The following is a 24098-nucleotide window of genomic DNA, read 5'->3' as shown; positions in this document are numbered from 1 at the left end:
GCTCTCCCAAAGCTTAGCCTCTAGTAATACCCAGTTTGTCTAAAACATCTTTCTGCTTCTTCTCCATTACAGCAGCTTCGTCTTCCTCCATGTGATCGTAGCCACACAGATGTAGCATGCTATGAGCGACTAAAAAAGCAAATTCCCTCATCTCACTATGTCCATACTCAACAGCCTGTGAGCGAACTCTGGCTTCATTTATAACAATATCTCCAAATATAATGTTTCCAGTATCAGGATTAAGCAGGTCAACATTCTGTTCCCCATCCATTACAGAAAAGTCACCTGGCTCATCGTAGCTAACATTAGGAAAAGAAAGAACATCAGTAGGTCTGTCTATACCACGAAAATCTCTGTTCATTTCGTGAATGCCCTCATCATCTGTAATGATAAGGCTTATCTCAACTTCATGCGTGCAGCCTTCAGAATCAAGTACTGCCTGTGATACCTTTTTGGCAATTTCCTCTATATCAAAGTCAAAGGAAGCAGATACCTCATTATCTACGTAAAAAACCATAGTATAGCTTCTCCTTTTTAAGTAATTTTCTCATCTGTTCAAGTTCCCTGAAGGTGATGGCATAATCCATAAGCTCACCATCCTGGATCTTTTTATCTATAATCTTATCAATTAGCTTATCATAGTCAATATCAGCATCAGAGTTCTTGTTTAAAAGATACATGATAGATGCGATAACTGTCTCAGAAAGCTGAACAGTAAGTGCTTCTTTTGATTTAACCTTACCCTTTTGAGGCTCCATATATTCTTTAAGGAACTCAATCGCCTCTATCGGGAAGTTGTTCTCAGTATAGTAATGCTCTACATCACTCCACTTCAGGCTTCCATCAAGAACACCTATCCTGTGGTAATAAGAGCAAGCCTTGACTGCTCTTGCATTAAAGCCAAGACCAAGAGCAAGTCTCTCAGCCAGATATGCTGTATGAATAGCTCTAAAATACTCGTCCTTATTCTTCTCTTTTAACTGTACCAAAAGAGAAAATTCAGCATCATTGATCTCCATATACATATCATTAGACCTTCTGATGACATATACACCAAACATATTAAGGAAGATCAAAAGAATGATCAGATTAAGCATAAGGTTAAGGATAGGCAGGATCAAAATGTTGATAGACAGTGTCCTGTTAAGAAAAAGAACATTGAAAGCTATCAAAAGAACTGCCTGAGTCACAAGAGAAATAAACACTGGAAATCCAATGGAAGTATTCTCTTTAAGATCTCTAAACATTGCTACTGCAACGCATCCAGCAAGAACATACATAAATAGCTCGCCAAAATTACCGTTTTCTTCAAGCATAACAGATATAGTAGCAAAGCCTACGCCTGATACGATAGCAATCTCACTATTAGAGAAAAGAGCCATCATTACAAATAACGACATGTATGGCCAGAACTCATTAGGAATAAGTGCAAATATGCAAGAAAGGATAAGAACGACAACATATATGATCATGAATCTGCTTTTTTTGTCGTAATTATCGTAAGAAAGACCGCTCCTACCTCTGGTAAAGGCATCAAGCAGCATAAAGATAATTGTTCCGGAAAAAATAAGGGAAACGATCACATTTCTAAGTATAGCTTCATAGCTCTTTCCCATAAAAAAAGAAAAAGCAAAAACAATTACGCCAGTCAAACAAAAAAGCGCGCCATATATGAATTTGATCATAACAGAAGACTTTTCTGTTTCCATACTCATCTTCTCTCCAATTTCTTTATAGATTTATTTCTCTGCTTGTTAGCAGCCTTCTTTTCGTAGTCCTCATAAGCCTTAACTATCTTCTGAACAAGAGGATGTCTAACTACATCGCTGCTTGTAAGAGTGCAAAATTCAATATCATCAATTCCCTTTAATACGCCTTGAGCTATATCAAGACCTGACTTAACATCAGGTGCAAGGTCCTTCTGGGAAGCATCACCTGTGATGATAACCTTAGAACCAAAGCCAATTCTGGTAAGGAACATCTTCATCTGAGCAGGTGTTGTATTCTGAGCTTCATCAAGGATGATGAACGCGTTGTCCAAAGTTCTACCACGCATATATGCAAGTGGTGCAACCTCAATAAGTCCTTTTTCCATATTTTTGATGAAGTTCTCTGTGCCCATGATCTGATAAAGAGCATCATATAATGGTCTAAGATATGGATCTACCTTACTCTGAAGATCTCCAGGCAGAAAACCAAGCTTTTCACCAGCTTCTATAGCAGGTCTTGTAAGGATGATCCTGCTAACTTCTTCTCTCTGGAAGGCTGTGATAGCCATAGCCATTGCAAGGTATGTTTTACCAGTACCTGCTGGTCCAAGACCGAATACTATCATCTTGTTTCTGATAGCATCTATATACTTTTTTTGTCCGAGAGTCTTTGGCTTTATAGGCTTGCCTGAAATTGTATGACAGATAACATCTCTATCAATATCTACCAAGACGTTATCATTTTGAACACTATCCTTTTTGTCATCTCCCTTTAGTGAGATGGCATAATCAACGCTCTGTTCTTCGATATTAGAACCTCTTCTTGATAATTGAACAAGTTCTCTTAAAATACCTGATGCCTTGGTAGCTCCAGCTTTGTCCCCAATAATATGAAGCTCACCGTTTCTATCTATGATCTCAACGTGAAAGCTGTCTTCGATCTTTCTGATATAACTGTCGTTGCCACCAAAAATATTGCGCTGATCTTCTGCTGATAAAGTAAGTTTTAATTCTGTAATCTCGCTCATATAAAACCCTTACTTATGGTAAGGCTCCCCACTTAATATTTTATATCCTCTATAAATCTGCTCAAGGAGAATAACTCTCATCATCTGATGCGGAAAAGTCATATCCGAAAAGCTAAGTTCTGAATCCGCCACATCCATAACGCTCTGATGAAGTCCTAGAGAACCTCCAATAATAAACTGGATATGATTTATCCCGCTGATTCCCTGTTTAGAAATAAATTCAGAAAAGCCTTCTGATGTATATCTTTTCCCTTTGATAGCAAGTACGCATTTACATGCTCCTGGATCTATATGCTTTAAGATCCTGTCTGCTTCTTTTTTCTTTATCTGTTCGCAAACAGCTTCAGGAGCGTTATCAGGAGTCTTTTCATCTGCAACCTCTATTATATTAAGCTTGCAATACCTTGATAATCTCTTGGAATACTCTGCTATTGCATCGTTCCAATATTTCTCTTTAATTTTACCAACACAGATTATTGAAATAGTACTCATATTACTTAGCTACTGATCCGCCGGTTATCATGCCATCGATGCCATTATTCTGACTACCTTCAGATGTCATGTAATAGTAAGATTTATTATCTTCTCTCTCATACAATACCGGGATCTTTCCATTTTTATCCTTTGTAGTATTTATGATCTGCTCCCAATTACCATCAATGCACTTTCCATACCATTCCGTTGAATGATCATCCTTATCAACTGAAATGATATACATGTCTCCATTGTACTTTCCATCTTTAAAGGTTCCAATAGCGTTCTGAAGGTAAAAATCCTGCTTGTTCATATACTCAGCATTATAGTCGTAATGCTCCTGTCCTTCGCCGTTTGGAAGGTCAGCTGACCATGAACCTGTATAAAGATGCTCTGTTACAACATATCTGCTATAAGATGGATAAAAAGCAACCCAGGTTCCATTTCCGCTTCTAACACCTTCAGCCCATTCGCCATAATAATACTGGTCATTAGCATATACAGCTATACCTTTACCATTTGGCTTACCTTCAGCATTTGTTTCACCGTAATAGTAAAAGAAATCTGTTCCTCCAAGCTGATATGACATAACTTCAAAGCGTTCGAGATGTGCAAGATCTCTAACTGCTTCCATATTGCCATCTTCCCAGTATGTCATCATCTCTTTGAGCTGAGCATTCTTGTCAAAAGTAAGACCATTGTATACATCTCTTAGGACTGCAGCTTTGGTCTCATAAAAGCTGTTACCAGAAACACTACCTGCTATTGAGTCCACATACTCTGAATATGACATCACTTCTGATGAACCAGAAGTAGAAGCACTATCTGCGCCATCTTCACTAGATGCTAAAACAGCACTGTCGTCAACCTTTCCTGTGCCCTCAACTGAAAAGCTTGCATAATCTGTAATATTCTCAGAAAGCTTCGTATCATCATCTACTGCATCCTTTTTGGTCGTAACTGCCAAAAAGATCACTAAGATCAAAAGAATTACTGAAACAATTCCTGCTGTAATCGCTACTTTAATTTTTTCGTTGTTGTTCATTTAAGTTTCTCCAATTAAAATCTTTATAATTATAACATAGTTAAAGCTCCTGTTCTTATAATACTTCCTAAATCTTAAGATTTACCTACGAAATTTCTTAAGATTTTTTGTAGAAAAAAAGTCTGGTCACATGGACCAGACTTTTGTGCTTTATAAAGATCATTTATTTGAAAGATACTCATCAATACCCTTCGCAGCAGCTTTACCAGCTCCCATAGCAAGGATAACTGTTGCTGCTCCTGTAACAGCATCTCCACCAGCAAATACACCTGGCTTAGATGTCTGACCTGTAGCCTCTTCTGCAACGATACATTTTCTGCGGTTGGTCTCAAGTCCCTTTGTTGTTGAAGAAATAAGAGGGTTAGGTGATGTACCAAGTGACATGATAACTGCATCACACTCGATCTCAAACTCAGAACCAGGAACCTCAACTGGGCTTCTTCTTCCTGACTCATCAGGCTCACCAAGCTCCATTCTGATGCAAGTGATACCTGTTACCCAGCCATTCTCATCTGCATGGATCTCAACAGGGTTTGTAAGAAGATCAAAGATGATTCCCTCTTCCTTTGCATGTCCAACTTCTTCTTTACGTGCAGGAAGCTCTTCCTCACCACGTCTATAAACAACATGAACTTCTGCTCCAAGTCTAAGAGCTGTTCTTGCTGCGTCCATAGCAACGTTACCGCCACCAACTACAACGCACTTCTTAGGTCTCATGATAGGTGTACGTGAATTCTCATCAAATGCCTTCATGAGGTTACTTCTTGTAAGGAACTCATTGGCTGAGAATACACCCATTGCCTGCTCACCAGGAATATTCATGAATCTTGGAAGTCCTGCACCTGATCCAATAAATACCGCTTCAAAGCCTTCTTTTTCCATAAGATCATCGATAGTAACTGACTTACCTATAACGACGTCTGTCTCAAGCTTAACGCCAAGAGATTTAACGTTCTCGATTTCCTTCTTAACTACTGCTTCCTTAGGAAGACGGAACTCAGGAATACCATAAACAAGTACTCCGCCTGCCTCATGAAGAGCCTCAAAGATTGTTACATCATAGCCCATCTTAGCAAGGTCTCCGGCACATGTAAGACCAGAAGGACCTGAACCAATAACTGCAACCTTCTTGCCTTTCTTTTCCTTTGCTCCCTCAGGCAAAATACCCATCTCTCTTGCAGTATCAGCAACGTATCTCTCAAGCTTACCAATTGAAACAGCGTCACCTTTGATTCCTCTTACGCACTTACCTTCGCACTGGCTTTCCTGAGGACAAACACGTCCGCATACAGCTGGAAGAGCGCTTGATTTACTGATTGTCTGATATGCACCCTCAACATCACCAGTCTTAACCTGCTGAATGAAAGCTGGGATATTGATTGATACAGGACATCCCTGTACACACTGTGGGTTCTTACAGTTAAGGCATCTTACAGCCTCTTTCTCTGCTTCTTCTTTGTTATATCCAAGGCATACTTCTTTGAAATTAGTAGCACGCACTTTAGCATCCTGCTCACGAACAGGAACTCTTACAAATCCATCCATCTGTTTTTCTCCTATCTGTTTCGCTTACATTAATCACAATTTCCGCATCCGCCGTGGTGAGTATCACCTTCCTGAGCCTTAAGAAGAAGTCTGCCCTCTTCTGTCTTATAAAGTTTCATACGGTTCATAGCCTGATCAAAATCAACCTTGTGTCCGTCAAACTCAGGTCCGTCAACGCAAGCGAATTTAACCTGTCCATCAACAGTTAAACGGCAAGCTCCGCACATTCCTGTTCCATCTACCATTATAGGGTTCATGCTTACAACTGTAGGAATACCAAGTTCCTGTGTAAGCTTGCATACGAATTTCATCATGATCATTGGTCCTATTGCTACGCAGTGATCATATTTGTTGCCTTCATCCCAAAGATCCTGAAGAGCCTTTGTAACCATACCGCTTCTGCCATATGATCCGTCATCAGTTGTAACATGCAAATTACATACCTTTTTGAATCTATCCTCTAAGATAACAAGATCCTTATTCTTGGCACCTATGATAACATCGCAATCTACACCATGTTCCTTAAGCCATTTAGCCTGAGGATATACTGGAGCAGTTCCAACACCACCGGCAATGAATACGATCTTCTTTTTCTTAAGATCTTCAATGCTTTCTTCACAAAGATCTGAAGGTTTACCAAGAGGTCCAACCACATCTGCAAGATGATCTCCAGCCTTTAATTTTGAAAGTAAATGAGTCTCTGCACCGATAGCCTGAACAACAATCTCAACAGTTCCCTTTTCTCTGTCATAATCACAGATAGTAAGAGGAATTCTCTCTCCCTCTTCATCAACACGTATAATAAGAAACTGGCCTGGTAAGCACGCCTCTGCCACACGTGGAGCTTCAACGATCATCTGATAAATGTTCGTAGTGAGCTCATTAGCCTCTAAAATCTTGAACATAGTCATCCTCCTACAAAAAATGTAATTACCTAGTACATGATAAATGATAAACCTAAAAATTTCAATTCATAATTTAAATTGGTAAAGCGTTAAATTGTTTTTATCTGTTAGAAATGGTTATGAGCGTATATTTGCCACTTGAGTCATAGCCAAGTCTATTGACCGTGCCATCATGAGTATTAACAGCATACATAAGACCTGTAGGTGTCGACTTTCCATCATTAGAAACATGATTTTCTATGATGACATAATATTCACCTGCACCCTGGATCTCTATCTCTGAGTTGTAAATATATTCATTATGTCCCTCTACACCTCTGACTTTACCTGAAGTATCGAGCAAAATATCAAGTCTTACAAGTGTACTTACAAGGCTATTTACAGCCTGCTCGGTAGAAACAAGTCTTGTAAATACCAGATGATAATCTCTTTCTACGATCTCACTTGAATTGCCATCCTGATCAAAAGTAGCAAACTTAAAATGAGAAGTTCCAACCGGCATAGTAATAGGTGAAATATATTGCTTGGACTCCATAGTAGGGTTGCTTCCATCTGTAGTATAGAAAATGGTGTACCCCTGCTCTGCCACTGCAACTATCATGGTGTTCTGATTATAATCACCACTTGGCTCCATGATCTCAGGCGCTACAGGAGCTCCCTTTTCAAGTACATAGTTGCACTCCGTAACAGGACTAAAGATTCCGTAGTCATTAACACATATTGCCTTAATATTGTATTCACCGTCAGTTTCTATGGCAATCTCACCTTCGTATAGAATACTATCGGTGTTTGGTACATCGCCATTTACTGTGTAGTAAATTGGATTGTTCTGATTATCACTTGTAATTATCTTAATCTGAACAATTCCCTCATATGTGCCGCTTTCAGGTAACATGATAGGACTGCCCGGCACATATTTTGCTCTTAAAGCAGATACTATTTCGTTATTAGTATCTGATAAAACTTCAGTTATCTTGTTAAACTCACCTGTTTGCTTATAGATTGAAATAATGCCTTCATAAGCTGTTATCACTATATCATCAGCAAACCTGTCAGAGGTGGTGATCGTCTTCAAGGTTTCTACTGCTTCATCAGGCATCTCAGCTTCCATGTAATAATCAGATAATCTAAAAACCAGCTCTGAATTACCTGGATTTTCAGCCATACCACGCTTTAGATAAACTATTGCCTGATCCATATTACCTGCAGCCTTGGAATTCTCCGCAAGGCCCATGTAATAATTTGATGATCTGTCATTGTAGGACGCTAAAAAGACAACGAAAAGCACAAGGCCAACAACTGAAGCAACACCAATAGCAGCAACTTTCCAATGAGCTTTTAGGATAATAAAGAAATTCTGGATCTTTTCTTTTCTCAAAAGCTTCTTCCTTGCATCCTTATTAAGCTCATCTGCCAGACCTGACAAACTGATATTTATTTCATTTTCAACTTCCGGCTCGAAATCCGGGACAATGTTTATCTCCGTTCCACAGTCGTCACAGTACATATGTCCTTCAGGTATTTCTTTGCCACAATTTGGACATTTCATAGGCCAAATCCTCTTAGGAATTCATATGCATGATGGCAGCTTCATAACAATTGTGCATGAGCATAGCTATGGTCATAGGACCAACGCCGCCCGGAACAGGTGTTATGGCACTTGCAATCTCTGATACCTCATCAAATTTAACATCTCCGCAAAGCTTACCATCTTCGCCTCTATTGATGCCAACATCAATGACAACTGCTCCAGGTTTAACATGATCTTTTGTGATCATGCCAGCCTTGCCAACTGCTGCTATTATGATATCTGCTCTCTTACAAACCTCTTCAAGATTCTTGGTCCTTGAGTGAGCTATTGTCACTGTTGCATTTTCCCTAAGCATCAAAAGAGCCATTGGCTTACCAACAATATTGGATCTGCCGACAATTACACACTCTTTTCCGGAAATGTCAAAACCATCAACACCTCTTTTAAGAAGCTGTATGATTCCAGCTGGAGTACATGATACAAAGCCTTTGTCTCCTACACAAAGAGCACCAACGTTCATAGGATGGAAACCATCTACGTCCTTATCAGGACTTATCGCAAGAGTGACCTTCTTTTCATCAATGTGCTTTGGAAGTGGCATTTGAACAAGAATTCCATCTACATCCTTTCTGCCATTCAATTCATCAATAAGTTTAAGGAGCTCTTCCTCAGAAGTATCTTCTGGGAGCTCGTAGGACAAAGATCTGTAGCCAATATACTCACATGCTCTCTTTTTATTACGTACATATACCTGTGAGGCAGGATCAGCGCCCACAAGAATAACTGCAAGAGTTACTTCTATGCCTTTTTCTTTCAAAAGAGCTGTCTTTTCTTTAAGCTCATCCTTGATCTGTCCTGATATTAATTTTCCATCTATAATCTGAGCGCTCATAATTAACCTTTCATTTTAGAACAATCCTGTAATCTTTCCAGATGCATCTACATCGATGTCGTATGCTGCAGGATGTTTTGGAAGTCCTGGCATTGTCATGATAGTACCTGTAAGAGCTACTACAAATCCAGCGCCTGCTGATACATAGGCTTCTCTAACAGTGATCTTATAATCCTTTGGTCTACCAAGAAGTGATGGATCATCAGAAAGAGAATACTGAGTCTTGGCCATGCATACTGGAAGATTGCCAAAGCCCATTTCTTCAATCTTGGCAAGCTGCTTGCTGGCTGGTCCAGCAAATATTACGCCATCAGCACCATAAATCTTAGTAGCAACTGTTTCGATCTTCTCTTTAAGAGAAAGATTATCCGGATAAATTGGAGCATAGTTACTTGGCTTATTTTCGATAGTATCGATAACTGCCTTAGCAAGATCCTCTCCACCGGCTCCACCTTTTTCCCATACTTCAGAAAGAGCAAATTTGCATCCTCTCTCCTCACAGAACTTCTTAACGAAGTCTTTTTCAGCTTCTGTATCTGTAATAAATGCATTAAGTGTTACAACAACAGGAACACCATACTGCTGTATGTTCTCAATATGCTTCTCAAGGTTAACGATACCCTTCTTCAAAGCTTCAAGGTTTTCATTTGAAAGCTCTGTTTTTGGTACACCTCCGTTATACTTAAGAGCTCTAATGGTTGCTACAAGAACAACTGCGTCAGGCTTAAGACCTGCAATTCGGCACTTGATATCAAGGAATTTCTCGGCTCCAAGGTCAGCACCAAATCCTGCCTCAGTTACTGTATAATCAGCAATTCCAAGAGCTGTCTTAGTTGCTCTAACAGAGTTACATCCGTGTGCAATATTAGCAAATGGTCCGCCATGAACGATAACTGGTGTATGCTCAAGAGTCTGAACAAGGTTAGGCTTGATTGCATCCTTTAAAAGAGCTGCCATAGCTCCAACAGCCTGAAGGTCACCTGCAGTTACAGGCTCACCTTTAAAGTTATAAGCAACTATGATCTTTGAAAGTCTCTTCTTGAGATCATCCATATCACTTGCAAGGCAAAGGATTGCCATGATCTCAGAAGCTACTGTGATAACAAAATGATCTTCTCTTGGAACACCGTCAGCCTTTGCGCCAAGGCCTACAACAATATTTCTGAGAGCTCTGTCATTCATATCTTCAGCCCTTTTCCAGATGATCTGTCTGGTATCGATCTGGAGTTCATTTCCCTGCTGAATATGATTATCTAAAAGAGCTGCTAAAAGGTTATTAGCAGAAGTGATAGCGTGAAAATCACCAGTAAAATGAAGGTTAAGGTCTTCCATTGGAACAACCTGAGCATATCCGCCGCCAGCTGCACCACCCTTAATACCAAAGCATGGTCCAAGGGAAGGTTCTCTAAGAGCGATCACTGTCTTGTATCCAAGTCTGTTGAGTGCATCGCCAAGACCTACGCTTGTAGTGGTCTTTCCTTCTCCTGCTGGAGTTGGGTTAATAGCTGTAACAAGAATAAGTTTTCCTTTCTTGTTGCTTTCAGCTTTTTTGAGGTATTCTTCTGTAAGTTTTGCCTTATATTTGCCATAGAATTCAAGATCATCTTCCTGAATACCTATAGAACCTGCTACATCTCTGATATGAAGCATCTTTGCTTCCTGTGCGATCTCGATATCACTTTTCACTGCCATTTACTCTCCTCCTAACATCTCCTCAAACTGTTCCATTGTCATAAGTATCTTTCTTGGCTTAGTACCTTCTTCATCACCTACGACACCTGCTTCGCAGAGCTGATCCATGATCCTGGCTGCTCTGTTAAAGCCAATCTTGAACACTCGTTGAAGCATTCCAATAGATGCCTTTTCTTTTTCGATGATGAATCTGCCTGCTTCAGCAAAATACTCATCCCTATCAGACCCTGGGTCACCGCTTGCGCTACCTGATCCCGAGAAGCTCTGGAAATTTTGGATCTGCTTCTCGATCTCTTCGCCATAACCTGTATCAATGTCCTGATTTCTAAGGAAATCTGTAACATCTTGAACCTCTTTGTCAGATACAAACGCGCCTTGGACTCTGGCTGGCTTGGTGTATCCCTGAGGGTAAAATAGCATATCTCCTTTACCAAGAAGCTTCTCAGCACCGTTGATATCAAGAATTGTTCTTGAATCAACACCACTTGATACTGCAAAGGCAACTCGGCTTGGCATGTTAGCCTTGATAAGACCTGTGATAACATCAACAGAAGGTCTCTGTGTGGCAATAATAAGATGTATTCCAGCAGCTCTTGCCAGCTGTGTAAGTCTGCAGATAGCATCTTCAACTTCACTGGCAGAAACCATCATAAGATCAGCAAGCTCATCTACGATAACGACTATCTGAGGCATTACTGACATATCCGGATCATCGCTCTTTTCAGCAAGTTTGTTATATCCCTTAAGATCTCTAACTCCTGCTTCTGCAAATTTCTTGTATCTGTTTGTCATCTCTGCAACTGCCCAGTTAAGAGCTGCCGCAGCCTTTTTAGGATCTGTTACAACAGGGATCATCAAGTGAGGAATTCCATTATAAACGCTAAGCTCAACAATCTTAGGATCGATCATGATCATCTGGACTTCCTCCGGCTTAGCTTTGTAGATGATACTCATGATGATCGTATTGATACATACAGATTTACCTGAGCCTGTAGCACCAGCTATAAGAAGGTGTGGCATCTTGGCAATATCAGTAACAACTGTCTTACCAGCAATGTCCTTACCAACTGCAAAGGCAAGTTTTGATGAAAACTCCTTATATTCCTTGGATTCTATAAGATCTCTAAAGGCAACCATCTGGTTCTCTTTGTTTGGAACCTCAATACCAACAGCCGCCTTACCAGGAATAGGAGCTTCAATTCTGATATCCTTGGCAGCAAGATTCATCTTGATATCATCAGCAAGTCCAACGATCTTATTTACTCTTACTCCGGCCTCTGGCTGAAGTTCAAATCTTGTAACAGAAGGTCCCTGACTTATATCTGTAACAGTAACATTAACTCCAAAGGTCTTTAGTGTCTCCTGAAGCTTAAGAGCTGTCTCTTTTAGCTGCCTTGCTGAGTCAGAGTTTTTATTTTTCTCACCCTTCTCAAGAAGAGATACAGGAGGAAAAACGTACTTCTTTGGAAGTGACTTTTTGTGCTTCTCTATTTCTTTTTCCATGCCTGGACTAGTTGTAACCGGGCCAGATGCATTTATTACATGACTTGATGTTGTAGCACTTGAAGAAATCTTTGAAGAAGCTGAGGGGCTTCTTGAAATATGCTCCTGAGCGTGAATAGAATACTCACCATTCATTCCATTTCCAATATCTTCAGCATGAATAGGAACGTCAGGAAGTATATCCTCTTCTATCTCTTCCTTTGGCGCTGTTGCAACAAGCTTTCCTGAAGTAGAAAGCAAGATAGGCTCATCAGCATGAACCTCTTCATGTTCAAAGGAAGGAGCAAATTCCTCCATCTCATCACTTTCATAGTTTTCTTCATATGGCTCGTCATAACCCATTCCATGAATGGTTGGTTCAGTTCTAAGAACTCTCTGTCCATCAGGCTCAATATCAGTTTCAATTCCCTTATTGAGGGTAATCTCATGAATATCATCATGGAACTCATCCTCATCAGGAATAAATACATTCTTCTTAACTGATTCCTGCTCATCATGAATCTTAATTTCTTCAACATTATCCTCCTCAAGGTCTTCTTCCTTAAGGGTTGTATCAAGACTTACTCCTCGAACATTCTTTTCCATGCGAAGGATCTTGGCATCTTCCTTCTGCTCTATCATAAGACGCTTTTCTTCTTCAATCTCAGCGCGTCTTTGTTCCATCTTTTCTCTGCGCTTCTCAGCAAATTCTCTATAATTGGCTGCATCCTCTCTAGTACGCTCGATGATCTTTCTGCTACCCTTCTTGAGGCCGCCCACAAATGACTGCTCAGTAAATACAACCACACTTGCAATACCGATCACTAACAGAAGCAATGCAGTTCCCGCAAAAGATAAGTACTTATAAAGAAAATATGCCAAAGTACCTGCAAAGAAACCACCGCCATTTCTGGCACTTCTGGCCTGATCAAAGATATATGGAATGTCATAGGTAGTAAGATTCTGAGGCCTTCCTGTAATAAGGTCTGCAATTATACCAATTACCAAAAAGATAACTATTCCAGAAACAATCTTGCGAATGGATGCACTATTACCAAAGTTTGCAATGCCAATAACTACTGCTCCCAACATGATAAGTGGTGCCACATATGCTGTGATTCCAAATAGTCCAAATAAGATACTACTAACAGCGTTGCCAAAATCGCCGCATATACCAAAATTACATAAAAACAGGAAAATAGTCAGAGCGATCATTACGATCACGATAAGCTCACTCTTTAGAGAATAATCAAATTCCTCATCCTGTCTTGTGACAGGTCTTGAAGTACTTCTACTCCTTGATCTAGAATTTGCTCTATTAGAATTATTTGACTTTTTTCTCCCCTTTGTTTGTTGTGCCATGTCTTCCCCTTATTTCATACAAAATCCTTATAAGTATACCATTTTCTGTGTGTTTATGCTATACTATCAACTGATTTTAACTATGAGAACTTAAGCAGTTTTGGGGATTAAGTTTTATATGTTATGACCAAAAACTTCATTGCAAAAATAATCAAATAGGAGAAAAAAATGGAATTTAAACAGGAATTAGAAACTGGCACATTTAAAATGGTCGGAACAACTGAAACCACTCTTAAAATAAAAGATGTAGCAGGCAAATGCCGTCTTGTTAAGACAGATAACGGCGTTAAGGTTGAACTTGCTTATACTGGTCCAAATGCCAGCAAGTATCTTCAGTACGTTGAGAAGCACAGAGAAGAGCTTACCAAGTACCTTATGAATCCTGATGAAGCTGATCTTTATGAATGGCTTGAGACATCTCATCAGACAGCTGAGACACTTAAAAAGCATGAAAAAGAAAAGCTCATCCTCTATGTTAACTTTGATCCTGATACGCACAAGATGCTTACAGGAATCGCAGATGAGAACATCACACTTAAGCTTGGCTCACCACTTATGGAAGTTAACATCAACGAAATTACCAGAGATGAATTCAAGCTCAGCATCTACAATATGCTTCTTTTAGCTGATGAAATCGCTGTAATGATGGGTAATCACGATCTTCGCAAAATGGCAAACATACAGATCGTTAAAACTTACCTTTCAGAAATCTATGATAAGTTCCATGACAGCGCAAATTAATTGCTTTTTAACATAACCAAAAACCTGAGATCATATGATCTCAGGTTTTATTTTTGTCTTATTCTACTGTTACGCTCTTTGCAAGGTTTCTTGGCTTATCAACGTCAAGACCTCTAGCAACAGATACATAATATCCAAGAAGCTGAAGCGGAATAACAGCAAGTGATCCGATAAAGTGCTTGTCCATCTTTGGAACGTAAGTTACAAAGTCTGCTGTGTCTTCTATCTCATATCTTCCATATGGTGCAAGTCCCATAAGGAATGCTCCTCTTGACTTACACTCAACCATGTTAGAGATTGTCTTCTCATAGAGGTTATCCTGGCAAAGGATACCGATCACTAATGTTCCATCCTCAATAAGGCTGATAGTACCGTGTTTGAGCTCACCAGCAGCATATGCCTCTGAGTGGATATAAGAAATTTCCTTCATCTTAAGGCTTCCCTCAAGACCGATGGCATAATCGATACCTCTTCCAATGAAAAAGATATCCTTTGAGTTAGCAATCTTAGAAGCAAACCACTGAATTCTCTCTTTATCATCAAGGATCTTCTGAATGCACTCAGGGATCCTCTCTATTTCTGAAATATAGTTCTCATAATCCTTCTGTTCAAGCTTGCCTCTTACAAATGCAAACTGAAGAGCAAGAAGATATGTAACTACAAGCTGGCAGCTGTAAGCCTTTGTTGTAGCAACTGAAATCTCAGGTCCAGCAAGTGTATATAATACATAATCAGCTTCACGAGCAATAGAAGAACCAACTACATTTACGATAGCAAGAGTCTTAACTCCTCTTTCCTTTGCTTCACGAAGTGCAGCAAGTGTATCAGCTGTCTCACCTGACTGAGATATAACAATTACAAGTGTATTCTTGTCAAGGATAGGTCCTCTGTATCTAAACTCAGATGCAAGCTCTACTCTTACTGGAATGCCGCTAAGTTCTTCAAATACATACTGAGCTGCCATACCTACGTGCCATGCTGAACCACAAGCTACGATAGTGATGTTTGAAATATCTTTGATAGTCTCGTCATCAAGTTCGATCTTTGAAAGGTCAATGGCTTTGTCTGATACAAGTGAACCAATTGTATTCTTAATAGCTGTTGGCTGCTCATGGATCTCTTTCATCATGAAGTGCTCGAATCCGCCTCTTTCAGCAGCCTCTGCAGAGAATTTGATCTCTACAAGCTCTTTCTCAATAATATCACCGTTAAGGTCATAGAACTCAACCTTACCAGCCATAAGTCTTGCCATTTCGTTATTTCCAATGTAATAAACGTTTCTTGTATGACTGAGGATAGCTGGAACGTCAGAAGCAACAAATGTCTCATCTCCAGATGTTCCGATGATCATTGGGCTATCTTTTCTTGCAACATAGATCTCATCTGGATAATCTGCAAACATCACCTCTAATGCATATGATCCACGAACTCTGACCATAGTCTTAGCAAGAGCATCGATAGGTCCAACCTTATACTTCTTGTAATAATAATCTACAAGCTTGATAACAACCTCAGTATCTGTATCACTATAGAACTGATATCCGTTCTTAAGAAGCTTCTCTTTAAGTTCCTGATAGTTCTCGATGATACCGTTATGTACACCGACTACCTCAGACTCAACAGTACCTGAAGCAGAACCTGTACAATTGCCTGATACATGAGGATGAGCATTGATCTGTGAAGGACTACCGTGTGTAGCCCATCTTGTATGACCGATACCACAGCATCCAACAACGCTCTGTCCATTGTCAGTCTTCTCTTCAAGGTTCTTAAGTCTTCCAACTGCTTTAACTACCTCTGCCTTGTTGCTGCCATCTCTAACTGCAATACCAGCAGAATCATATCCTCTATATTCTAGTTTAGAAAGTCCTTCAAGCAGTATAGGAGCTGCCTGATGCTTTCCGATAAATCCAACTATTCCGCACATAAAGTTCCCTTTCTTTAAGGTTTTTAGAAAATTCAACTTTTCTAATGATAAAACGAAAGTCTAAAAAAGGCAAATCCTTTATGAATTTGCCTTTGCTACAAACAAGGTACCTACCTTCTTTTTTTCAATGATATCATATAATTTTTCAGGATTTTTGCCATTGGTAACAAGAACATCAATGCCATGAGCTGTGGCATATTCAGCAGCTTCTAATTTAGTGATCATGCCGCCTGTACCTCTGTTAGATCCAGAACCTGAGGCAATACTCTTAAGTTCTGTAGTTATTTCTTCTACTCTGCTGATAAGCTTGGCATTTGGATCAGTACTTGGGTTACCATCATAAAGGCCATCTATATCTGAGAAGATAATAAGCTTACAAGCATTACAGAATACTGCAACAAATGCTGATAACATATCATTATCTGAAAAGAGCTTTTTCTCTGATTCAATCTCTGCGTGAGTTACAGAGTCATTTTCATTAACGATAGGAATAATATGATTTTCTAAAAGAGCTTCAAATGTATTCTTGAGATTTTCCGACCTGGTAGGATTTGCAATATCTTCGTTATCAAGAAGGATCTGGCCAACCATTCTGCCGTATTCACCAAAAAACTTATCATACAGATGCATAAGTTCAGTCTGGCCTACTGCAGCTGCAGCCTGCTTCATTCTGATTTCTTTTGGCTTCTGTGAAAGCCTCATCTTACCTGCTCCAACTGCTATGGCACCAGAAGATACAAGTACAAGATCATACCCCATATTCTCAACACCAGCCAAGGCTCTGCATAAATGATCAAGCGATCTGATATCAATATTTCCTTCACTATTAGTAATTGTGGAAGTTCCTACTTTTACCACTATTCTCTTCTTACTAACGCTCATAATTTACCCCTTTAATTCGTTAAATCATCTTCAATATTATATCTAAAAACGCATTTGCGCAATATAAAAATCCATAGACATGAATAAAGAGCAGAGGTTAAAACTCTCTGCTCTTTGTATAGTGGATTAGGCGGGAGTCGAACCCGCGTCCAAAAATTCATCCCCTGTACTTCTACTATCGTAGTCAATTATTTCGAAGTTCTGCACTTCCGTTCCCTTCTGTCTGCGGTAATTGACAACTACAAACAAAAGGTAGCTTCATAATACGACCATAGCCGCAAAGCTTAAGCTATGTCGTTTCCTACAAAGTTTGATGCCAGTTACTAAATGTGTAGGTGCACTTAGGCTGACATGCTGCACTTAGGCAGCGTAAGCTAAATTATCGTTAGCGTTTAATTTTAATTTGAGGTTTGACGCACCGTCCTGCGGATAGCTTCTCCAGCTTCAAAATCCCTGTCGAAACCTTTACTAACCCATATTAAATTGTTATGCCCCTTTAAGGTGCTTACTTAGTATATCGTTAAAAGACCAAAAAGACAATATACCAACAGTTTAGTTTTTTGATTATTTTTTCAAAATATAGCAATAAATGAGAATAACTTAGTAGTATTTCGTTTGTTTATAAAACTCGCAGATACTATGATGATTATGGGGATTACATCTATGGAGGTATAGTGTATGAATAAACTAGTTTACTCAGTCTACATCATTATGCCACTGATTCTTTTGTGGCATAGCAAATTCTACGGAAAGGGCAAATTTAATGATGAGTTCTTGTCTTTAGAGCAGACCAAGGCTCTTCAAGGTTTTCTGGCCCTTTGCATCATGCTCCATCACATCGGTCAAAAGACCTGTGCATCATGGCTCACACCAAAGACAAGAATTATTCATGGTCTTGATCTTTTTGAGCCCATGGGCTTTATGTATGTAGCAGTATTTCTTTTCTTTAATGGATACGGCGTTTATAAGAGCTTTCATTCAAAAGACAATTACCTTAAGGGCTTTATCAAAAGAAGAATATTGCCTGTAGTTTTAGCTCTTTATACAACTACTATCATATTCTTTATTGCAAGGCTTATATTAGGTGAAAAGATGGATGGAAAGCTTGTATTCTTTTATTTGACAAGCATCAAGCTCTGCAATCCAAATACCTGGTATGTTATAGTTCTTCCATTTTTCTACCTGGCATTTTATCTGGCATTTAAGTTCATCAAAAAAGATGGCCTTGCAGTAGCTGCTGTTACTGCCTTTGTGCTTCTCTATATGTTTGGATCTTGTTATCTTTTGCACAACGATTTCTGGATCCGCGGTGAATGGTGGTACAATTGCGTTCATCTTTTCCCTGTAGGAATCATATTTGCCAAATTTGAAACACCTATAATAAGGCACATAAGGAAATTCTATTATCTTTATCTGGCTGTATTTGTACTTGGAGTATATCCAGCTTACCGTTTTTCTAAATTTGTGCTGATGTTCCACGGGTACTACATGGAATTTTTACCAGACTACCCATATCACAAGATGATCGGCCTTTCATCAGAAATGCTAGTCACATTTGTATTTACTATAGCCGTATTACTAATTGGTATGAAACTCAAAATAGGCAATAAATTCCTTGCTTTTATGGGTACCATAACCCTTGAATTTTACCTTATTCACGGTATTTTCGTTGAGATGTTTGACCATCAGTTCTGCAATGTAGTAAAATCGCCATTTCCTATCAAAAACGTATTTCTTTATGTAGTCCTTGTATTTATCTTAGGAATCCCCTCAGCCGTACTACTAAAGAAGCTCCACACCTGGATCTTAGGACTTGGAAAAAGAAACGAAGATTCCAAAAACAAAAAGATAGCATAAAACAAGGGACAGGTGATGAGCCTGTCCCATTTCTTTATCGTAAGCTAACTTTATAGTCTCTAAGTGCTTCTCTTTGCTGGTCTTTCTTGGCCATATCTGCTCTCTTATCATAGAGCTTTTTACCTTTAGCAAGTCCCACTTCAACCTTTACTTTACCATTTTTGAAGTACACTTCAAGCGGAACAAGAGTATAACCCTGAACCTGCTTTTGCTGTTCAAGCTTTCTGATCTCAGCCTTGTGCAAAAGAAGTCTCTTAACTCTAAGAGGATCCTTGTTAAAGATATTACCCTTCTCATAAGGGCTTACATTCATGCCCATGATAAAGGCTTCTCCCTTATCAATGCTGATCCAAGCCTCTTTAATACTGCACTTTCCCTGTCTTATAGACTTAACCTCAGTTCCAAAGAGCTCTATTCCAGCTTCATATTTCTCTTCTATGAAGTAGTCGTGATATGCTTTTTTGTTATTAGCTACAAGCTTTCTAGCCTTGTTATCTTCTGCCATAATACACCTTTATAATAATTATTTTCTCTTTCTGCCTTTGCCCTGGGCGCTTCTAGCAGCCTTACTTGTGGCAGATTTCTTATACTTATGTACCTTATAAACCTTGCGTGTAGATTTCTTTTCAGAATCACTACTACCTGATCTCTTACCTCTTTTTGAAGTAGAAAGCTTATCGGACTTACTGCGCTTTTTCCTAAATCCTCCCGTTACAGAGTCAGGTTCATACTCAGATAAGTCTATCATCTCTCCGTTATATTCTACAAGTCTTCCAGAGTTTTTATCCGCTTTCTTTGATTCTTTCTTAGAGGATCTACCAGATGCCTTCTTTTCCTTCTTTTCAGAAGTATATTCAGTCTCTTCGCCTCTTGCGATAGCACCAAGCTTCTTTATCTTTCTTGATCTCTCATCAGAAATTTTCTTGGCCTTAGGAATATCTATATAGCTGTCATAGACATTCTCATCAAACTCATCATCGTCATCATTGTCACTTACAAGTCTGAAATCTATAGTCTTGGCTATTCTATCAGCACCAACAACCTTGACCATGACCTTCTGTCCCAGGCTGTATTCCTTGTGAGTACTCTCTCCGACAAGCTTCATGGAATTATCATCATAAACATAGAAATCATCATTCATTGAAGCTGCTCTTACGATTCCTTCACAGGAATTTTCAAGCTCAACAAACAGTCCCCATGCTGTGACACCGGATACAATCCCTTCAAAACGTTCACCTATGTGATTTTCCATATACTGAGCCTTCTTGAGCTTATCCGTTTCTCTTTCAGCCTCTTCTGCCCGTCTTTCAGTCTCTGAAGAATGCTTGCATACTTCATCAAGGATCTCTTCATAGTGAGACGCCTTTGCTTCTGTCATCCTTCCCCTTAAGTGATCCTTAATGATTCTATGGATCTGAAGATCCGGATACCTTCTTATAGGTGAAGTAAAGTGGCAATAATAATCAAATGCAAGTCCAAAATGTCCAAGACATTCGGTACTATACTTGGCCTGCATCATGCTTCTTAATGCCATTCTGCTGATAACAGCTTCTTCCTTGGTTCCTTCTATTCCTTTTAGGAGTTTCTGTAGTTCTTTTGGCCTGACACCAGTATCTTTCCTGGTTCTGATATGAAGTCCAAAATTGCTTATAAAAGCAGACAAAGTAGAAATCTTCTCAGGATCAGGCTGCTCATGAATACGATATACAAATGGACTTTGTAAAAAGAAAAAGTGCTCAGCCACAGTTTCATTAGCTGCAAGCATAAAGTCCTCAATAAGCTTTGTTGCTACATTTCTCTCGTGAGGTACTATGTCTATAGGATTTCCCTCACTATCAAGTATTATCTTAGTCTCAGGGAAATCAAAATCAATAGATCCCTTGTCTTCTCTTTTCTTTCTAAGAATCGCAGAAAGTTCTGCCATCTCCTGAAACATTGGTACAAGCTCTTTGTATTTCTCAATCTCAGCTTCATCTTTTTCTTCAAGTATCTTGGCAACACTTGTATAGGACATTCTCTCATTTACATTGATAACTGATTCTACTATCTGATGGTCTATTATTCCGCCATTTTTATCAATTGTCATAAGACAGCTAAGAGCCAGTCTGTCTTCACCATGATTAAGAGAACAGATACCATTAGAAAGTCTATGAGGAAGCATTGGTATTACTCTGTCCACAAGATAAACACTGGTTCCCCTCTTAAGAGCTTCTCTATCAAGGGCAGAGCTTTCCTGTACATAATTGGTTACATCAGCAATGTGAACTCCAAGATGATATAGCCCATTTTCGTCAATATAAAGACTAACTGCATCATCCAGGTCTTTGGCATCTTCGCCATCAATAGTCACCATCTGAACATCTCTAAGATCTTCTCTTCCATACATATCGGCTTCTGATATCTGGTCCGGGCATCTATTTGCCTGATTTATGACCTTTTCAGGAAACTCGTAAGGAATATCAAAGCCTTTTACTATAGATAAAATATCAACTCCAGGATCATTGATATTGCCAATTACCTGTGTAACCTTCCCTTCAGGCTTTTTTCTAAGGGCCTGATTACCATAATCAGTAAGCTTTACAACAACCTTATCACCTGTAACAGCTTTTCCACTGTGCTCAATTGGAATGAAAATATCACTTAAGACCTTGGAATTGTCAGGAACCACAAAGCCAAAATTCTTCTCAGCCTGATAGGTTCCAACAAGTTCTTCCATTCCTCTTACTAATATGTTCCTGATTCGGCCTTCCTGCCTCTTACCTGTCTGCTCAGATAAAAGCTCAACTTCAACTGTGTCAGTATGGAAAGCTCCATGAACATATTCTTCGGGAATAAAGATATCCTCTTCCAGGCCTTCAACTTCAACAAATCCAAATCCTCTAGGATTAGAGATAAACTGGCCAACTATATATTTGTCAGTTTTTTTCTTGCCTGCTCCATATAAATTTTCTTCTACTCTTTTAAGCTTCTTGCCTTTGCTCATAAAATCCTCTTAATCATCTGTGTAAAAAAAGGCACTCTAAAAACTAGAGTGCCTTTCATAAATGCAAATACTAGAATATCTGATCAGAACAAATTCATGTTAAGAACTACACTGAGAATAACAAAAACAACTGATAAAAATACAGTAACCTTCTTAAGAATTCCTTCTCTTGAACGGCCTTTGTTCTTGCCCCAGTATGTGTTTTCTACTGTACCCTGAATAGCTCCGAGGCCCTGGTTCTTACCTTCCTGTGCAAGTACAAGTACAACCAAAGCGGCACAAATTATAATAAAACATACACCAACAAAATAAGCTAAAGTACTCACGAAATAAATCCCTCCCAGTACAACTGTCAATATAATTACTTGCTTGAAAATCGTAAAGTCACAAGCACGTAATAATATATCATAAAATTACTTTTTTATCAATAAAGACTTACCTGTCATCTCAGCAGGCTGCTCTTCACCCATGCACTCGATAAGTGTAGGAATGATATCAGCAAGGCATCCGCCTTCCTTAAGAGTATAAGCCTCATCATAGTTAACAAGGATAAATGGAACAGGATTTGTAGTATGAGCTGTCCATGGCTCACCTGTCTCATAATCGATCATCATATCTGCATTGCCGTGATCAGCACAGATAAACATTGTACCATTCTGAGCCTTAACAGCATCAACAACCTTACCAACGCACTCATCTACTACTTCAATAGCCTTTACAGCAGCTGGAATAACACCTGTGTGTCCAACCATATCAGGATTAGCAAAGTTTGCGATGATAACATCATATTTCTGTGAATTGATAGCATTAACGATCTTCTCGCATACTTCAGGAGCGCTCATCTGAGGCTTAAGGTCATATGTAGCAACATCCTTAGGTGAATTAACAAGTACTCTGTCCTCACCTTCATTTGGCTGCTCAACGCCACCATTAAAGAAGAATGTTACATGCGCATACTTCTCTGTCTCAGCGATACGTGCCTGCTTCATTCCCTTTGCTGCAAGCCACTCACCAAATGTATTATTGAGAAGTACCTTCTTGAATGCAACTTCCTTGTTAGGAATAAGTGGATCGTAATCTGTGAAGCAAACATAAGTAACATCTAATCTGTTACCTCTGTTAAATTTATCAAACTCATCATCGCAGAAGCAATGTGTGATCTCTCTTGCTCTGTCAGGGCGGAAGTTAAAGAAGATAACTGAATCGCCATCCTTAACTGTTGCTACAGGAGCACCATTCTTCATGATAACTGTAGGAATAACGAACTCATCTGTCTTGCCGTTCTTGTAAGACTCAACCATGCACTCGTGTGCGCTGTTTGCCTTGTTGCCCTCGCCCTTTGTAAGTGCGTTGTAAGCAATCTCAACACGGTCATAGTTGTTATCTCTATCCATAGCATAGTAACGACCAGAAATAGAAGCGATCTCACCTACGCCAAGTTCCTTCATCTTGTCTTCAAGCTGCTGAACAAAGTCGATACCACTTTCTGGTGGAGTATCTCTTCCATCAAGGAAGCAGTGAACGTATACCTTGTTAAGGCCGTTCTTCTTTGCAAGCTCTAAAAGTCCATAAATATGTGTAATGTGGCTGTGTACACCACCGTCAGATACAAGGCCATACAGATGAAGGGCTGAATTCTTTTCTTTGCAGTTATAGATAGCTGCCATAAGTCCTTCATTTGTGAAGAAGTCGCCATCCTCAATAGACTTTGTGATTCTAGTAAGCTCCTGATATACGATACGGCCAGCACCCATATTCATGTGACCAACCTCTGAGTTACCCATCTGTCCATCAGGAAGTCCAACTGCAAGACCAGAAGCATATCCCTTAACAAAAGGATAATCCTTCATAAGACCATCCATTACTGGAGTCTTTGCCATAGCAATAGCATTTCCCTCTGGGTTATCATTAAGTCCATATCCATCAAGGATCAAAAGAACTGTAGGCTTAGAACCTCTCATTTATATATCCTCCATTCTACGCTCAAGGCGTTAAAAACATTGATAATTAAAACTTTCCTTGCATAGTATAGCTCATGTAATT

Annotated in this window: 19 protein-coding genes and 1 other RNA gene; 2 read left to right on the top strand and 18 right to left on the bottom strand. The window is 39.4% G+C overall.

From position 1 onward, the window contains the following. Positions 1 to 13: 13 nt before the first annotated feature. The 11 genes from ybeY to BUA02_RS07670 all read right to left on the bottom strand — a co-directional run bounded on the left by ybeY (position 14) and on the right by BUA02_RS07670 (position 13665). A complete protein-coding gene (gene ybeY, locus BUA02_RS07720; RefSeq protein ID WP_071176200.1) occupies positions 14 to 517 on the bottom strand; it encodes an rRNA maturation RNase YbeY in 504 nt (167 codons plus the stop codon). Next, positions 498 to 1709 carry a hypothetical protein gene (locus BUA02_RS07715; protein WP_072702416.1) on the bottom strand — a complete coding sequence of 404 codons (1212 nt, stop codon included), beginning with the start codon at positions 1707 to 1709 and terminating at the stop codon, positions 498 to 500. Before BUA02_RS07715 ends, ybeY begins: the two co-directional genes overlap by 20 nt. Before the next feature lie 2 nt (positions 1710 to 1711). After that, complete coding sequence (locus BUA02_RS07710; protein WP_071176202.1) at positions 1712 to 2737, bottom strand: PhoH family protein; 1026 nt, start codon at positions 2735 to 2737, stop codon at positions 1712 to 1714. Positions 2738 to 2746: 9 nt separating this feature from the next. After that, positions 2747 to 3229: a 23S rRNA (pseudouridine(1915)-N(3))-methyltransferase RlmH gene (gene rlmH / locus BUA02_RS07705; RefSeq protein WP_071176203.1), complete on the bottom strand. Its 483-nt coding sequence runs from the start codon at positions 3227 to 3229 to the stop codon at positions 2747 to 2749. A gap of 1 nt (position 3230) precedes the next feature. Next, a complete protein-coding gene (locus tag BUA02_RS07700) occupies positions 3231 to 4256 on the bottom strand; it encodes an MORN repeat-containing protein (RefSeq protein ID WP_072702413.1) in 1026 nt (341 codons plus the stop codon). Positions 4257 to 4415: 159 nt separating this feature from the next. Continuing rightward, complete coding sequence (gltA, locus tag BUA02_RS07695; RefSeq protein WP_072702410.1) at positions 4416 to 5801, bottom strand: NADPH-dependent glutamate synthase; 1386 nt, start codon at positions 5799 to 5801, stop codon at positions 4416 to 4418. A 29-nt stretch (positions 5802 to 5830) separates the two neighbouring features. Further along, positions 5831 to 6706 carry a sulfide/dihydroorotate dehydrogenase-like FAD/NAD-binding protein gene (locus BUA02_RS07690; RefSeq protein WP_071176206.1) on the bottom strand — a complete coding sequence of 292 codons (876 nt, stop codon included), beginning with the start codon at positions 6704 to 6706 and terminating at the stop codon, positions 5831 to 5833. A gap of 100 nt (positions 6707 to 6806) precedes the next feature. After that, positions 6807 to 8255, bottom strand: coding sequence for a chitobiase/beta-hexosaminidase C-terminal domain-containing protein (locus tag BUA02_RS07685; protein WP_072702407.1), 1449 nt, complete (start codon positions 8253 to 8255; stop codon positions 6807 to 6809). Between the two features lie 13 nt (positions 8256 to 8268). Further along, a complete protein-coding gene (gene folD / locus BUA02_RS07680; RefSeq protein WP_072702404.1) occupies positions 8269 to 9129 on the bottom strand; it encodes a bifunctional methylenetetrahydrofolate dehydrogenase/methenyltetrahydrofolate cyclohydrolase FolD in 861 nt (286 codons plus the stop codon). A gap of 15 nt (positions 9130 to 9144) precedes the next feature. Then, a complete protein-coding gene (locus tag BUA02_RS07675) occupies positions 9145 to 10815 on the bottom strand; it encodes a formate--tetrahydrofolate ligase (RefSeq protein ID WP_072702470.1) in 1671 nt (556 codons plus the stop codon). A 6-nt stretch (positions 10816 to 10821) separates the two neighbouring features. Then, positions 10822 to 13665 (bottom strand): FtsK/SpoIIIE family DNA translocase, encoded by a 2844-nt coding sequence (locus BUA02_RS07670; protein ID WP_072702401.1) that lies wholly within the window; start codon positions 13663 to 13665, stop codon positions 10822 to 10824. 168 nt (positions 13666 to 13833) lie between these two features. Here BUA02_RS07670 and BUA02_RS07665 point away from each other — a divergent pair, with 168 nt between their 5' ends. After that, positions 13834 to 14406, top strand: a complete 573-nt coding sequence (locus BUA02_RS07665) for a hypothetical protein (RefSeq protein ID WP_072702398.1) — start codon at positions 13834 to 13836, stop codon at positions 14404 to 14406. 58 nt (positions 14407 to 14464) lie between these two features. Here BUA02_RS07665 and glmS read toward each other — a convergent pair whose 3' ends face one another. The 3 genes from glmS to ssrA form a co-directional block, all read right to left on the bottom strand. Next, positions 14465 to 16333, bottom strand: coding sequence for a glutamine--fructose-6-phosphate transaminase (isomerizing) (glmS, locus tag BUA02_RS07660; RefSeq protein WP_072702395.1), 1869 nt, complete (start codon positions 16331 to 16333; stop codon positions 14465 to 14467). Between the two features lie 78 nt (positions 16334 to 16411). After that, positions 16412 to 17215: a glutamate 5-kinase gene (gene proB / locus BUA02_RS07655; RefSeq protein ID WP_071176213.1), complete on the bottom strand. Its 804-nt coding sequence runs from the start codon at positions 17213 to 17215 to the stop codon at positions 16412 to 16414. A 119-nt stretch (positions 17216 to 17334) separates the two neighbouring features. Then, positions 17335 to 17690, bottom strand: a transfer-messenger RNA (tmRNA) gene (gene ssrA, locus BUA02_RS07650). A 203-nt stretch (positions 17691 to 17893) separates the two neighbouring features. On the opposite strand from ssrA, the gene BUA02_RS07645 reads away from it, so the two are divergent. Further along, positions 17894 to 19072 carry an acyltransferase family protein gene (locus BUA02_RS07645; RefSeq protein WP_072702392.1) on the top strand — a complete coding sequence of 393 codons (1179 nt, stop codon included), beginning with the start codon at positions 17894 to 17896 and terminating at the stop codon, positions 19070 to 19072. 34 nt (positions 19073 to 19106) lie between these two features. Here the strand turns inward: BUA02_RS07645 and smpB are convergent, their stop codons facing one another. The 4 genes from smpB to gpmI all read right to left on the bottom strand — a co-directional run bounded on the left by smpB (position 19107) and on the right by gpmI (position 24016). Continuing rightward, on the bottom strand, positions 19107 to 19577 hold the full coding sequence (gene smpB, locus BUA02_RS07640) for an SsrA-binding protein SmpB (RefSeq protein ID WP_071176215.1): 471 nt from the start codon (positions 19575 to 19577) through the stop codon (positions 19107 to 19109). A gap of 18 nt (positions 19578 to 19595) precedes the next feature. Then, entirely contained in the window at positions 19596 to 22055 is a 2460-nt protein-coding gene (gene rnr, locus BUA02_RS07635) for a ribonuclease R (RefSeq protein ID WP_072702389.1), read from the bottom strand. A gap of 83 nt (positions 22056 to 22138) precedes the next feature. After that, positions 22139 to 22381 (bottom strand): preprotein translocase subunit SecG, encoded by a 243-nt coding sequence (gene secG / locus BUA02_RS07630; protein ID WP_072702387.1) that lies wholly within the window; start codon positions 22379 to 22381, stop codon positions 22139 to 22141. A gap of 87 nt (positions 22382 to 22468) precedes the next feature. Further along, positions 22469 to 24016 carry a 2,3-bisphosphoglycerate-independent phosphoglycerate mutase gene (gene gpmI, locus BUA02_RS07625; RefSeq protein WP_071176218.1) on the bottom strand — a complete coding sequence of 516 codons (1548 nt, stop codon included), beginning with the start codon at positions 24014 to 24016 and terminating at the stop codon, positions 22469 to 22471. Positions 24017 to 24098: the final 82 nt, after the last annotated feature.

Source organism: Butyrivibrio hungatei DSM 14810 (assembly GCF_900143205.1).
Classification (GTDB): domain Bacteria; phylum Bacillota; class Clostridia; order Lachnospirales; family Lachnospiraceae; genus Butyrivibrio; species Butyrivibrio hungatei.
This window is presented reverse-complemented; position numbering and strand designations above follow the sequence as displayed.

What these genes read in the sequence shown, in the direction of transcription:
- glmS (WP_072702395.1), bottom strand. Translation starts at nt 16,333, where the DNA reads ATGTGCGGAATAGTTGGATTTATCGGAAAGCATCAGGCAGCTCCTATA.
- proB (WP_071176213.1), bottom strand. Translation starts at nt 17,215, where the DNA reads ATGAGCGTTAGTAAGAAGAGAATAGTGGTAAAAGTAGGAACTTCCACA.
- BUA02_RS07710 (WP_071176202.1), bottom strand. Translation starts at nt 2,737, where the DNA reads ATGAGCGAGATTACAGAATTAAAACTTACTTTATCAGCAGAAGATCAG.
- BUA02_RS07670 (WP_072702401.1), bottom strand. Translation starts at nt 13,665, where the DNA reads ATGGCACAACAAACAAAGGGGAGAAAAAAGTCAAATAATTCTAATAGA.
- gpmI (WP_071176218.1), bottom strand. Translation starts at nt 24,016, where the DNA reads ATGAGAGGTTCTAAGCCTACAGTTCTTTTGATCCTTGATGGATATGGA.
- smpB (WP_071176215.1), bottom strand. Translation starts at nt 19,577, where the DNA reads ATGGCAGAAGATAACAAGGCTAGAAAGCTTGTAGCTAATAACAAAAAA.
- BUA02_RS07685 (WP_072702407.1), bottom strand. Translation starts at nt 8,255, where the DNA reads ATGAAATGTCCAAATTGTGGCAAAGAAATACCTGAAGGACATATGTAC.
- BUA02_RS07715 (WP_072702416.1), bottom strand. Translation starts at nt 1,709, where the DNA reads ATGGAAACAGAAAAGTCTTCTGTTATGATCAAATTCATATATGGCGCG.
- rnr (WP_072702389.1), bottom strand. Translation starts at nt 22,055, where the DNA reads ATGAGCAAAGGCAAGAAGCTTAAAAGAGTAGAAGAAAATTTATATGGA.
- BUA02_RS07690 (WP_071176206.1), bottom strand. Translation starts at nt 6,706, where the DNA reads ATGTTCAAGATTTTAGAGGCTAATGAGCTCACTACGAACATTTATCAG.
- gltA (WP_072702410.1), bottom strand. Translation starts at nt 5,801, where the DNA reads ATGGATGGATTTGTAAGAGTTCCTGTTCGTGAGCAGGATGCTAAAGTG.
- ybeY (WP_071176200.1), bottom strand. Translation starts at nt 517, where the DNA reads ATGGTTTTTTACGTAGATAATGAGGTATCTGCTTCCTTTGACTTTGAT.
- BUA02_RS07700 (WP_072702413.1), bottom strand. Translation starts at nt 4,256, where the DNA reads ATGAACAACAACGAAAAAATTAAAGTAGCGATTACAGCAGGAATTGTT.
- BUA02_RS07645 (WP_072702392.1), top strand. Translation starts at nt 17,894, where the DNA reads ATGAATAAACTAGTTTACTCAGTCTACATCATTATGCCACTGATTCTT.
- folD (WP_072702404.1), bottom strand. Translation starts at nt 9,129, where the DNA reads ATGAGCGCTCAGATTATAGATGGAAAATTAATATCAGGACAGATCAAG.
- BUA02_RS07665 (WP_072702398.1), top strand. Translation starts at nt 13,834, where the DNA reads ATGGAATTTAAACAGGAATTAGAAACTGGCACATTTAAAATGGTCGGA.
- rlmH (WP_071176203.1), bottom strand. Translation starts at nt 3,229, where the DNA reads ATGAGTACTATTTCAATAATCTGTGTTGGTAAAATTAAAGAGAAATAT.